At 66.6% G+C, this 11,937-nt stretch carries 13 protein-coding genes; 5 read left to right on the top strand and 8 right to left on the bottom strand.

The features are described 5' to 3' along the window. Positions 1-3: 3 nt before the first annotated feature. Positions 4-744: an SDR family oxidoreductase gene (locus VI08_RS07020; RefSeq protein WP_045828837.1), complete on the bottom strand. Its 741-nt coding sequence runs from the start codon at positions 742-744 to the stop codon at positions 4-6. Positions 745-841: 97 nt separating this feature from the next. Between VI08_RS07020 and VI08_RS07015 the strand changes: the two genes are divergently transcribed. Continuing rightward, on the top strand, positions 842-1,732 hold the full coding sequence (locus tag VI08_RS07015; protein WP_045828836.1) for an AraC family transcriptional regulator: 891 nt from the start codon (positions 842-844) through the stop codon (positions 1,730-1,732). Here VI08_RS07015 and VI08_RS07010 read toward each other — a convergent pair. Together VI08_RS07010 and VI08_RS07005 are read right to left on the bottom strand one after the other, a co-directional pair. Then, positions 1,668-2,390, bottom strand: coding sequence for a DNA-3-methyladenine glycosylase family protein (locus tag VI08_RS07010; protein ID WP_084621343.1), 723 nt, complete (start codon positions 2,388-2,390; stop codon positions 1,668-1,670). The two genes, VI08_RS07015 and VI08_RS07010, sit on opposite strands and share 65 nt — an antisense overlap. Positions 2,391-2,407: 17 nt before the next feature. Then, positions 2,408-3,205 (bottom strand): SDR family NAD(P)-dependent oxidoreductase, encoded by a 798-nt coding sequence (locus VI08_RS07005; RefSeq protein ID WP_045828835.1) that lies wholly within the window; start codon positions 3,203-3,205, stop codon positions 2,408-2,410. A gap of 118 nt (positions 3,206-3,323) precedes the next feature. On the opposite strand from VI08_RS07005, the gene VI08_RS07000 reads away from it, so the two are divergent. Beyond that, positions 3,324-4,265 carry a GlxA family transcriptional regulator gene (locus VI08_RS07000; protein WP_045828834.1) on the top strand — a complete coding sequence of 314 codons (942 nt, stop codon included), beginning with the start codon at positions 3,324-3,326 and terminating at the stop codon, positions 4,263-4,265. Here the strand turns inward: VI08_RS07000 and VI08_RS06995 are convergent. After that, positions 4,262-6,634, bottom strand: coding sequence for a DNA polymerase II (locus tag VI08_RS06995; protein ID WP_045828833.1), 2,373 nt, complete (start codon positions 6,632-6,634; stop codon positions 4,262-4,264). The genes VI08_RS07000 and VI08_RS06995 overlap by 4 nt on opposite strands. A gap of 80 nt (positions 6,635-6,714) precedes the next feature. Continuing rightward, positions 6,715-7,662 (bottom strand): CDF family Co(II)/Ni(II) efflux transporter DmeF, encoded by a 948-nt coding sequence (dmeF, locus tag VI08_RS06990; RefSeq protein WP_045828832.1) that lies wholly within the window; start codon positions 7,660-7,662, stop codon positions 6,715-6,717. 63 nt (positions 7,663-7,725) lie between these two features. Here dmeF and VI08_RS06985 point away from each other — a divergent pair, with 63 nt between their 5' ends. Both VI08_RS06985 and VI08_RS06980 read left to right on the top strand, forming a co-directional pair. Further along, a complete protein-coding gene (locus VI08_RS06985; protein WP_045828831.1) occupies positions 7,726-7,998 on the top strand; it encodes a metal/formaldehyde-sensitive transcriptional repressor in 273 nt (90 codons plus the stop codon). 44 nt (positions 7,999-8,042) lie between these two features. Beyond that, positions 8,043-9,290 (top strand): flavin monoamine oxidase family protein, encoded by a 1,248-nt coding sequence (locus VI08_RS06980; RefSeq protein WP_045828830.1) that lies wholly within the window; start codon positions 8,043-8,045, stop codon positions 9,288-9,290. A gap of 11 nt (positions 9,291-9,301) precedes the next feature. Here VI08_RS06980 and VI08_RS21675 read toward each other — a convergent pair whose 3' ends face one another. Together VI08_RS21675 and VI08_RS06975 are read right to left on the bottom strand one after the other, a co-directional pair. Continuing rightward, on the bottom strand, positions 9,302-9,463 hold the full coding sequence (locus VI08_RS21675; protein WP_157006424.1) for a hypothetical protein: 162 nt from the start codon (positions 9,461-9,463) through the stop codon (positions 9,302-9,304). 165 nt (positions 9,464-9,628) lie between these two features. Further along, positions 9,629-9,919, bottom strand: a complete 291-nt coding sequence (locus tag VI08_RS06975) for a hypothetical protein (protein WP_045828829.1) — start codon at positions 9,917-9,919, stop codon at positions 9,629-9,631. A 97-nt stretch (positions 9,920-10,016) separates the two neighbouring features. Here VI08_RS06975 and VI08_RS06970 point away from each other — a divergent pair, with 97 nt between their 5' ends. Next, positions 10,017-10,982 (top strand): GlxA family transcriptional regulator, encoded by a 966-nt coding sequence (locus VI08_RS06970; RefSeq protein ID WP_045828828.1) that lies wholly within the window; start codon positions 10,017-10,019, stop codon positions 10,980-10,982. A 170-nt stretch (positions 10,983-11,152) separates the two neighbouring features. Here VI08_RS06970 and VI08_RS06965 read toward each other — a convergent pair whose 3' ends face one another. After that, on the bottom strand, positions 11,153-11,806 hold the full coding sequence (locus VI08_RS06965; protein ID WP_157006421.1) for a DUF3800 domain-containing protein: 654 nt from the start codon (positions 11,804-11,806) through the stop codon (positions 11,153-11,155). Positions 11,807-11,937: the final 131 nt, after the last annotated feature.

Here is an 11,937-nt window from a genome sequence, read left to right as displayed (position 1 = left end):
CGCTCAGGCGTTGAACCAAAGCTCCGCATCCGCGCCCGCGGGGATGCGCATGGGGCATGCCGGGTCCGTCGCCGCCCGCCACACGGCTTCAGCCACCGCGCTGGATTCGGTGGTGGGCGTCGACGTATCGCGCAGCCCTTCCATCGCCCGCGCGGCGAAATCCGCGTACGCCGGCGGGAAGTCGCCGATGCGGGCGCGGGCGTTTTCACCGAAGCGCGTGGTGGGCGCACGGCCCGGCAACACCAGCCGCGCGCGAATGCCGAGCGGCGCCAGCTCGATGGCCAGCGATTCGGTGAACGCGTTCACAGCCGCCTTGCTGGCCGTGTAGACAGACAACAGCGGCAACGCCTTCAGCGTCACCGTGGAGGTGACATTGACGATGGTGCCCGCGTTGCGCTCGCGGAACTGCGGCAGCACGGCCTGGGTCATGGCGATGGTGCCGAGCGTATTGGTCTCGAACACATCGCGCGCCACGTCCATGGGCGTGCCCTCCAGCGCGTTGAACATGCCGATGCCGGCATTGTTCACGAGCACGTCGATGGGGCCGGCTTCCGCCAGCGCCTGGCGGATGCTGGCCGGGTCGGTGACGTCCAGCGCGACCACCTTCAGGTTTGCCGAGGCTTCAAACAGGTCAGCCTTGGGCGTGCGCATCGTGGCGATGACCCGCCAGCCCTTGGCGAGGAAGTACTGGGCGGTGACGAGGCCAAAGCCCGACGAGCTGCCCGTGATGAGGACGGTTTTCATGGCGACTCCTAGTGGGGTGGGGACATCCACAAGATAGGGTTGCGCCGCCGGACGGACTATAATCAACCGTCCTAGTTTTGTTAGCGAGCGTCCGGCCATGACCGATCCGTTTGCCGAAGTCGTCACCCTGCTCCAGCCCGTCATGCGTTTTTCAAAGGTGGTGGCGGCTTCCGGCCGGTGGCGGGTCGATCGCCCCGCGACCGGCGAGCCGTTCTATTGCGCGGTGCTGGAAGGCACAACGCGCCTGGCCGTGCCCGGGAGCGAAGCGCTGGTCGTGGAGGCCGGCGACTTTGTTCTGGTACCCGCCGCCTTCGATATCCACTTCACCAGCATCGACCCGCCCGACGACAACGCCGAGACGGCGGTCACCGTCGTCGATGGCCGTGCGCGCATCGGGCCACCCGAAGACCCAGTCGATTACCGTGCCCTGATCGGGCACTGCACCTTCGCGTCGCCCGATGCCGCGCTGCTGGTTTCCCTGTTGCCCGATGTGTTGCACGTACGCGGCGAACCGCGCCTGGCGGCACTGGTCGGCATGGTGGGCGAGGAATCGCGCAGCGAACGCCCTGCCCGCGACGTGGTACTGGAGCGCCTGCTCGAAGTGCTCTTCATCGATGCGTTGCGTTCGGCAGGTACCGAAGCACCGGTCGGCCTCGTACGCGGGCTGGCCGATGCGCGCCTGGCCAGCTCCCTGCGCCGCATCCACGAAAAGCCCGCCGAACCCTGGACCATCGCGCGCATGGCGAAGGAAGCCGCGCTGTCACGCTCCGCGTTCTTCGAACGCTTCAGCCGCGTGGTGGGTGTCGCGCCGATGGAATACCTGCTGACATGGCGCATGGCCCTCGCGCGCCAGCTGCTGAAGCGCGCGAACGCCGGCGTCGCCAGCGTCGCGGAACAGGTGGGTTACGGTTCGGCCAGCGCCTTCAGCGTGGCTTTCGCGCGGCACGTCGGCCAGCCGCCGGCGCGCTATGCACGGGCGGCGGGGTGAACGCCACGGCGCCAGTTTTCACCGCGGTGTAGAACGCCCACAGGAGGTGCGCGGCGAGGGCGCGGAAGGGCTTCCAGCGTTCCGCGCGCACGTACAGCTCTTTTTCCGTGGGGCGCCGCTCGCCGCCGTCGATGAGCCGCACGGCTTCCTGCAGCGCGATATCCGCCGCGGGGAAGAAGTCGGTACGGCCGTAGGCGCCGATGAGGAAGGCTTCCGCCGTCCAGCGGCCGATGCCGATGAGCGAGGTCAGCGAGGCCACGGCTTCATCGTCGTCGAGTGTCGCCAGCGCCTTGAAGTCGACGCGCCCGTCGATCGCTGCCTGCGCGATCTCCACGGCGTAACGGGCCTTCGGTTTCGACAAGCCGAGCGTGCGCATGTGCTCCGTGCCGGCGGCCACGACCTTCGCGGGCGTCACCGTGCCGAGGCCTTCCTCGATGCGTTTCCAGATCGCGGCCGCCGAGGCGACCGAGACCTGTTGTTCGGCGACGAGCTTCAGCAGGCCCGCGTATGTGGCCGGCCGCGAACGCCAGGCGAAGGCGGGCACCAGCGCGTCGGCGACGACAAGCGCGGGGTCGGCACGACAAAGATCCGCGCGCAGGGCGCGGATCTCGTCGGCGGTGTAACCGTGGCCGTGCGGCCTGGGTGGTGTACGGGGCATGCCGGAAGGTTACGGCCTCACGCGGCCGCGAGGTAGCGTTCCGCCGGGCGCTTGTGTGAAAGCCGCGGTGCCATGGCCTGGCGGGCCGCCTCGTAGGCGTTCCAGTCGGCTTCGTCCTGCAGCGGCGGGATGGTGATGAGCTCGCCGCGGTCGTAGCCCACCAGCGCGGCATCGACCAGGTCTTCCGCCGACATGATGATGGCTTCGGGCAGGTTGGCGATGTCGATGCCGCCGGCCTCCCAGAACTCGGTGGCCGTGGCGCCCGGCAGCACCGCCTGCACCTGCACGCCGGTACCGGCCAGCTCGTGCTTCAGCGACTGCGAGAACGCGACGACGTAGGCCTTGCTGCCACCGTACACGCCATTGAGCAGCTCGGGCGCGATGGCCACGATCGAGGCGATGTTGATGACGCCGCCCTTGCCACGCGCCACGAAGCCGGGGACGGCCGCATAGGCGAGGCGCGTGGGCGCCGTGACGTTGAGGTCGATCATCTTGCCCATCGCTGCCACATCGCTCTGCAGCAGCGGCGTATTCGTGCCGACGCCGGCGTTGTTCACCAGCAGGGTGATGCTGGCGTCCTCGCGCAGCTTGGCCTCGACGCGGGCAAGGTCGCTGGCGTTGGCGAGGTCGGCGGGCAGCACCTCGACCGCGCGGCCGGTGGCGTTGCTGATGCGGGTGGCCAGCGCGTTGAGTCGGTCGCGGTTGCGCGCAACGAGGATCAGGTCGTAGCCGCGGGCGGCGAGGCGTTCGGCGTAGACGGCGCCAATGCCGGAGGAGGCGCCGGTGACGAGGGCGGTACCGAGGGAAGCGGACATGGGGTTACTCCCGGGTGGTGGGTGGTGGGTGTTGCTTGTGGGTAGAGTCTGGGCCCGGTCGACCGTGGCGCAAATGACGTATATAGTCATGTTTTCGGACATCGGCCGGAGGCCGCCCATGCACCGCGTCGGCTATGTGCTTTCCGATAGCTTCCAGATGATGGCCCTGGGCACCCAGGCCGTCTTCGAGTTCGCCAACCAGCTGGTGGGTAGCGAGTATTACCGCGTGCAGGTCTACGCGCCAGGCGGTGGGCCGGTGCGCTCGTCCATCGGCACGGCCGTGGCCACCGAGGCACTCACGGCCCGCACGCCGGCGGATACCTGGATGATCCCCGGCCTCTACGACCCGACCACCACGCCGGCGGACCCCGCCGTGCTCGACTTCCTCGCCGGCCGCGCGCAACGCGCCCGCCGCATCGCCGGCCTGTGCACGGGTGGCTTCATGCTCGCCGAGGCCGGGCTGCTCGATGGCCGCCGCGCCACCACCCACTGGATCTACGCCGACGCCATGCGCGAACGCTTTCCGGGCGTGCTGATCGAGCCCGACCGCATCTTCGTCACCGATGGCCCCATGTGGACCTCCGCCGGCATGACCGCGGGCCTGGACCTGGCGCTGGGCCTTGTGGAAAAAGACCTCGGCAGCGACATCACGCGCGCGCTCGCCCATCGCCTGGTCATGCCGCACCGCCGCTCCGGCGGGCAGACGCAGCATTCCGAGATGCTGATGCTCGCGCCACGCTCCGATCGCATCCAGGACACGCTCGACTACGCGCGGCGCAACCTCTCCCAGGCGCTGGGCGTCGATGAACTCGCTGCCGTGGCCCACCTCAGCCCACGCCAGTTCAGCCGCGTTTTCACGGCGGAAACCGGCGAATCACCCGCGCGCGCCGTGGAGAAGCTGCGCCTCGAGGCGGCGCGCACGATGATCGAGCAGAGCAGGCATTCGCTCGAGGTGGTGGCACGCGAGACGGGTTTTCGCGATCGCCGCCACCTGCGCGAGGTGTTCCTGCGCGGCTACGGGATCCCACCGCAAGCGGTGCGCCGCACCGCGCGCGCCTAGAACAGCTCCGCCTGCTGGTTCAACAGCGCCGCCAGGCTATCGCCCTGCGGGGCGAGGATGGCATCGGCGATCGGTTCCAGCTGGTTGGTGAGGTAGTGGTCGTGGTCGATGCCGGCCATGCGTGCCTCGATGGGCTCGGGGCCGTTGAGCGTCATGACGTAGCTGATCCAGCCACCGTTCTGGTACTGCAGCGGGCGGCCCTGCTTCGCGTTGTAGTCGTCGGCGAGGCGCGCGGCACGCACCTGCGGCGGCGTGGTGCGGTCGTACGAATCAAGCTTGCCGCGCAGGCGCTTGCGGTACACCAGCAGATCGTCGAGCTCGCCCGCCTGCAACTGGCGCACATACGCTTTCACGAACTCGGCGTAGGGCTCGCGGCGGAAGACGCGGCCGAACAGCTCGCGCTGGAATTTCTGCGCCAGGGGCGTCCAGTCGCTACGCACCGTCTCCAGGCCGCGGAACACCAGTTCTTCCTTGCCATCTTCTTCCACGAGCCCCGCGTAGCGCTTCTTGCTGCCCATTTCGCTGCCGCGGATGGTGGGCATGAAGAAGCGCTTGTAGTGCGTATCGAACTCGATCTCGAGGAAACTGGGTATGCCGAGTTCGCTCGCGAGCGACTCCTTCCAGTAGCCGTTGATGAGCGCCACAAGGCGCTCGCCCACCACGAGTGCCTCGGCTTCGTCATGCGCGCGGCCGAGCCAGATGAAGATGGAGTCGGTATCGCCGTAGATGGCTTCATAGCCTTCGGCTTCGACGAGCTTGCGCGTCTGCCGCATCATCTCGTGGCCGCGCAACGTCACGGCCGATGCCAGGCGCGGGTCGAAGAAGCGGCCACCCGACGCACCCAGCACGCCGACGAACGCATTCATCAGCAGCTTGAATGCCTGCGACAGCGCCTGGTTGCCATCGCGCTTGGCCTGGTCACGGCGCTGCCAGAGGTGCGTGATGATGCCGGGCAGGCAATGTCTCGTGCGCGAGAACCGCGTGCCATTGGGGCCGGGCACGGTGTTGGCCGCGTCCTTCTCCATGGTGCCCTCGACCAGCCCGATCGGGTCGACGAGGAAGGTGCGGATGATGGACGGGTAAAGGCTTTTGTAGTCGAGCACCAGCACCGAGTCATAGATGCCGGGCCTTGATTCCATGACGAAGCCGCCGGGGTACGACTCGCCATGGCTGCCGCCGATGTTCGGCGCCACATAACCCTCACGATGCATGCGCGGCAGGTAATGGTGGCTGAAGGCGGCAATGGAACCGCCCGACTGGTCGGCCGGCAGACCCGTGGCGTTGGCGCGCTCGAGCACGAAGTCGAGCAGGTTGGCCTTGGCGAAGATACGCGTGACCAGCTCGCAGTCGACGAGGTTGTAGCGCGCCAGCGCGGGCTTGTCCTCACGGAAGCGGCGCTCGATCTCGTCCATGCGGTGGTAGGGGTCGTCGACATCCTTGCCTTCGCCCAGCAGCGCCTGCGCCACGCTTTCCAGCGCGAACGACGGGAACGACCACATGGCCGAACGCAGTGCCTCGATGCCGTCGATGGCCAGCCGGCCCGGGATCGATGCGAACAGGTAGCCGTCGCGACGTCCGTGCGCGCGCCAGTCAATGGGCTTGCCACCGCGCCCGATCGACAGCACCAGGCCGTGCTGGTCGGCGCAGGCCTGCAGCAGGCGCAGGTCGAACTGCACGAGGTTCCAGCCGATGATCGCGTCGGGGTCGTGTTCGCGGAACCATGCGTTGAGTGCCAGGATCATCGCCGGGCGGTCGGCGCAGTACGTAAGCGCGAAATCCATGTCGGGCGGCGCGCCTTCGGGCGGTACGCCCAGCATGTAGACCTGGCGCTGCCCGCAGCCCTCCAGCGCCACCGAATACAGTTCGCCCATCGCGCTGGTTTCGATATCCAGCGAAACGACGCGCAGCGCGGGGCGGTACGGGTCCGTGGCCTTCAGCCGCGGGTTCACCAGCACGGCATGGCCGTCGCCATCGGTCGCCTCCACCGTTACCGAGGCGGTGATGAAGCGCTCCATCAGGAAGCGATCGGTGGGGCGGATATCCGCCTCATGCAGGTGGATGCCACGCTCGGCAAGGCGCTTGTCCAGCCGCAGCATGGCGCGGTAGCCCTGGCCGTACAGGCCTAGCACCGGCTCCTGGCCAAGTGTCTTCAGCGGCAGCGGCTTGAGTTCAAACGCGGCATCGTGGCGAATGACGGCTTCGACATCGGCCGCCTGCGACTCGCGCACGAACGCAACGGCCTGCTGCCCGGTGATGACGACGCTACGCGGGCCTGCCTCCGTGGCCAGCCACAGGTCGAGCGCCACGCCCTCGCGCGTATCGCGCCACTGGCGGGTGAGGATAAAGGCGCGTTGGCCGGGCGGTGTCATCGCGCCATTTTACAGGGGCGATACCGCTGCGGCTTCGCCGTACCGTGGGCTGCTGACAGGACGCTGTCAGCATCCATGCATCAAGCAGCTCGGTTCACTTCCACGGTGATGTGCGCCAGCTCGTCGTGGATGGAAAGCGCCTTGCGATAATACCCGGCGTCGACCGGTGCCCCGGTGACCAGGCTCAGCACCACTGCGTACTTGCCCTTGCCCACCCGCCACACGTGAAGGTCTGTGATGACGGCATCATGGCTGTCCTCGTCGATGACCTCGCGGATCTCCGCCACCACCGGCGCATCCATCTCGGCATCGAGCAGCACACGGCCGGTGTCGCGCAGCAAGCCCCACGCCCACACCGTCACCAACACGGCGCCAGCCAGGCCCATCACGGGGTCGAGCCAGCGGACGCCCCAGGCCATGCCGGCGATGAGCGCGACGATGGCAAGCACCGACGTGGCGGCGTCGGCGATGACGTGCATGTAAGCCGAGCGCAGGTTCAGGTCGTGATGGTGGTGGTGGTGGTCGTGGCCGTGTTGGTGCCCGTGGCCATGCCCATGGTGGTGGTGCTCGTGGTTGTCGCGCAGCAGCCAGGCGCAGGCGAGGTTCACCAGCAGGCCGACCACGGCGATGGCGATGGCCTGCTCGTAATGGATGGGCAAGGGGTTGAGCAGGCGCTCGAAGGACTGGAACGCCATCAATGCGGCCACGCCCAGCAGCAGGATGGCCGAGGAGTATCCGCCCAGCACCTCGATCTTCCACGTGCCGAACGCGAAGCGGCCATCGTGCGCGAAGCGGCGCGCGCAGGCATACGCGAAGGCGGAGAGCCCCAGCGCCAGCGCGTGGGAACTCATGTGCCAGCCATCGGCCAGCAAGGCCATGGAGTTGTAATACCAGCCACCGGCGATCTCCACGACCATCATGGCGGCGGTGAGGACCACGGCACGGCGGGTGTTGCGCTCGGCCAGTGGGTTGCCTTCGTTGAAGGCGTGGCTATGCACGAAGGCAGGGGCGGCCTGTTCAATGGACATGGGAAGGCTCGTTGGGCTAACGTGGTCACATCGTAATCCATATACCCCTAGGGGGTATACGCCATGTCCCATGTGAACCAGAACAAGTCCCGCGTCACCAGCCGTGTCCGCCGCCTGAAAGGGCAGCTGGACGCGCTGGAGCGCGCCCTGGAAGGCGATGCCGATTGCCTCGATGTCCTCACCCAGGCGGCGGCCATCCGGGGCGCTTCGCAAGGCCTGATGGTGGAGCTGCTGGGCGACCACCTGCGCCAGCACGTGGTGGCGGAAAAAGACGAGGCAGTGCGTGAAAGCGAGGCCGACCACGTGTTGCAACTGGTGAAGCGCTACCTGGGCTGAGCCCGTATCATCACGGGATACGAGACCCTTCCCAAGGCCTGCGCATGGCACACGGCAAGACGTTCGACGTGGACGTGGCGATCATCGGCGGCGGTGCCGCCGGCATCGGCGCCGCGCGGCGGCTATCAGGGCAAGGCCTGTCGGTGTGGCTGGTGGAGGCGTCGCAACGCCTTGGTGGCCGCGGCTGGACCCTCGACCTCGAGGGCCTCGCGCTCGACATGGGCTGCGGCTGGCTGCATTCGGCCGGGCACAACGCGTGGCGGCAGCTCGCGGAAGACGCCGGTTGGGAGATCGACCGCCGCGCCGCCGCATGGAACCAGCACCAGCCGCATCCGCACTTCACGAAGGCGGAGCAGGACGAAGCGCATGCCGCGTTCGACGCATGGCACGCGCGGCTGATGGATACGCCGCCTGCATCCGATCGCGCCTCCGACGCGCTTGACCCGTCGAACCGCTGGAATGGCTACCTGCAGGCGATGAGCGGCTTCATCAGCGGCGCGGCGCTGGACCGCATCTCCGCCGCCGACTACAACGCCTACGAGCGCGCGGCGACGGAGCAGAACTGGCGGCTGCCACGCGGCTACGGCACCTTGATCGCATCGCATCTTCCGCTGGACACCGGCTGCCGTTTCTCCACGCCCGTGGAGGCGATCGACGCGGAGGGTGAAGGCGTCACGTTGCGCACCCCCACGGGTGGTATCCGTTGCCGCGCTGCCGTCGTCACCGTCTCCACGAACGTGCTGGCGAGCAACGTCATGCGGCTGCCAGATGCCCTCGATGACTGGCGCCACGCCGCGGCATGCCTGCCGCTGGGCTGTGACGAGAAAGTGTTCTTCAGCATCGACGGCACCGTGGACCTGCCGACGGAAGAAGTGCTGGTCGCGAACCCGCACGACCCGGATAGCCCGGTGTTCTATTTCCGCCCTCTGGAACAGCCCCTGGTCGAGACCTTCCTCGGCAGCCGCAGCGCGCACCGCGTGACCGCCGAAGGGCCGGCGGCGACATTCGACCATTTGTCGTCATTGCTGCGGGGCTTGCTCGGCCGTGATGCCGCGAGCCACCTCCGGCCCCTTGCATCGTCTGGCTGGAGCGGCTCGACCTACGTGCGCGGGTCGTACAGCCATGCCCTCCCCACCCAGGCACACCAGCGCCAGCAACTAGCCACGCCGTTCCGCGAAAGGCTTTTCTTCGCGGGTGAAGCGACCCACCCGGATGCGTTTTCCACCGCGCACGGCGCATTGGAGACCGGCATCCGGGCAGGCACCGAAGTACTACAGGCGCTCACGCGCTGAGCGAAGACGCCTTAGCGACGCCAGCCATCGCGGCAGTCATGCCAGCGGCTGTCGCAACGGTCGCCGTGGTAGTCGTGGTAGTAGCCGCGGCTGGGGCGGCGGTCGTCGATGATGCAACCGCTGAGCGACGACGCGGTGACCAGCACGGTAAGCACAAGCAGAAGGCGTTTCATGGCGTTTCCTCCAGGCGTGCATGTCGCACCCTGGGAACCAGCGTGGGCTTGCGAGGCTGAACGCCGAGCCGCTTTTTCTTGTGAAACGCCATGAAACACGGCCGCGCATTCAGCGGCCGGTTGCCCGCCGGTTATCTCACTGAACAGGCGACGACCCCGGCCTGCTCATGCGGCAGGAAGCAGGCGGCCGAGCGGCATCAGCGGCATCACGGGCAGGAGTTCGTACGTCATCAGGCCTGCGGCGACGAGCGGTAGCGCATCGAGCGTCGCCCGTGCCACGTCGACCGACGCCACATCCATCAGGAAGATCGGGCCCGCCTTGTCACGGAACCAGAACTGCTCGACCTTGCCGTCGAGGTAGAGCTTCAGCGTCGAATGCACTTCCGACGGCATGTGGGGACCCAGCTGCTCAGGGGTGAGGGGCGCCGGGGCGGATGCGATGGCAAAGACTTTCATGGTGGTTCCTCGTTGGGGTGGTGGACAGGAATCACTCTAGGCGCGGCGGCCGGTTGCGGGTATCGTCGTAAACGACACCTTTGCAGTCATTCACGCCATGCATATCGCCTTGTTCGCGCTCGACGGCCTGTTCGATACAGGCTTTACCTGCCTACTCGATGCCCTGGCGCTCGCCAACAAGTTCGCGTCGGCCCAGGAAGGCAGCGCGCCCCGGTTCGACATCACCGTCGTCGGGGTGAAGAAGAAGGTAGTCACCGGCCAGGGCTTCATCATCCCGGTGAAACCGGTCACGCCCGCGTTGAAACCGGACTGGGTGGTGGTGCCCGCGTTGGGCGCCGGTTCGCCGGAGGTGCTGGTGCCCGCGTTGATGCGGCCGGACGTGCGCCAGGCGACGAAGCAACTGCTCGCCTGGAAGAACGACGGCGTGAAAATCGCCGCGTCGTGCATCGGCACGTTCATCCTGGCCGAAGCCGGCTTGCTCGACGGGCAGGACGCCACCACGACGTGGTGGCTTGCACCGCTGTTCCGCCAGCGTTACCCGCAAGTGAGGCTCGACGAAACGCGCATGCTCGTGCCCACCGAGGTGGGTGTCACCGCCGGCGCGGCGATGGGCCATCTCGACCTCGCGTTGTGGCTCATCCGCAAGGCCAGCCCCGAGCTCGCCCACATGGTCTCCCGTTATCTCCTCGCCGACATCCGCCGCTCGCAGGCGCCGTACATCATCCCCAACCATCTCGCGCAGGCGGATCCCCTCATCCAGCGCTTCGAACGCTGGGCACGCGACCGCCTGAAGCAAGGCTTCTCGCTCAACGACGCGGCGGGTGCGCTGGCGACAAGCCCGCGATCACTGCAGCGGCGTTGCCAGGCGGTGCTCGGCAAATCACCGCTTGCGTACTTCCAGGATCTTCGCGTCGAACGCGCGCAGTCGCTGCTGCACGGCAGCGGCATGGATGTGGAAGCGATCGCCGCGGAAGTGGGCTACGAAGATGGCGCCACCTTGCGTACCTTGCTAAGGCAGCGGCTTGGCAAGGGTGTGCGCGACCTTCGCGCCGACCTATTGTAAGAAACTTGATATATTTCTCATGCACTTACGCGACGTAACACGTGCAGAAAATGGTTGCGACACCCCGTGTCCCGCCGTATAGTTAAAGCCGATCGGCCAACCCGAACTCGTCGATAAGAGCCCCTGGGCGCTTCTTCGGATAGACGAAGTTTCAGGGTTGGCCATTTTTTTTAATAGAAGTGCTCGTCGCTCGACGCGTAAAGGTCGTGGCACGTCGCGATATTTCCCGCGATCTGATTGAACCTTCGGTCGTCGCCTCGCTCAAACGCCCGCTGGATAGCCCACGCGCAGTAGTCAGCAACCTGCAGGCGCGGATCGCTGCTGGCCGACCAGAACGTGCTGCGCCATGTCACGCCTTCCAGCACCTGCTGCGCCACATCGTTGATCGCCGATCGAAACACGGCACGCTCCCGGTGGGTGCCAATCGATGCAGCCTGTATGAGTAGTTCGTCCCCTGGGCTCGAAATTTTCGGTCCACAGTGCCTGAAATGCACGTACCAAGCGTGCTTGTAGAACGAAAACCTATCCTGGCGCGTGCCAGGAAAGACCTTGGACTTTTCGAGGAGCGTTGCGTCGACGCGAAACCGGCTTGCGCCGAGTAACTCGTAGACCGCATTGCGAACAGCCTCAGGATCTTTCGTTGCGTGGAACTGTTCCGCGTGCAGGTTCATTCCCTGCCATGCGAGCTTCCTTCTCAGCTCAAGGATAGCTGCGCCCAGCGAGCAATCGTCTGTGTGCACGGTGCAGATAACAAAGTAGCGCGATACGTGCGGCTTCCTTGCGAACTCCATGCATCCAGCCTCATCAGCAAAGATGTAGCGCAAACACTTTCCTCAAAAAGGGAGAGCGCAGATCAGACCATGGCTGCCAGCCGTGTAGAAGCGCGCATGCGTTTACCCGGGGTTTCCCGGTGATATGACCGCTGCGTCGTACGCGAGGGATGCTCGATAAATCG

Origin of the sequence: Luteibacter yeojuensis, from assembly GCF_000964085.1 — a bacterium.
GTDB classification, from domain to species: Bacteria; Pseudomonadota; Gammaproteobacteria; order Xanthomonadales; family Rhodanobacteraceae; genus Luteibacter; species Luteibacter yeojuensis_A.
This window is presented reverse-complemented; position numbering and strand designations above follow the sequence as displayed.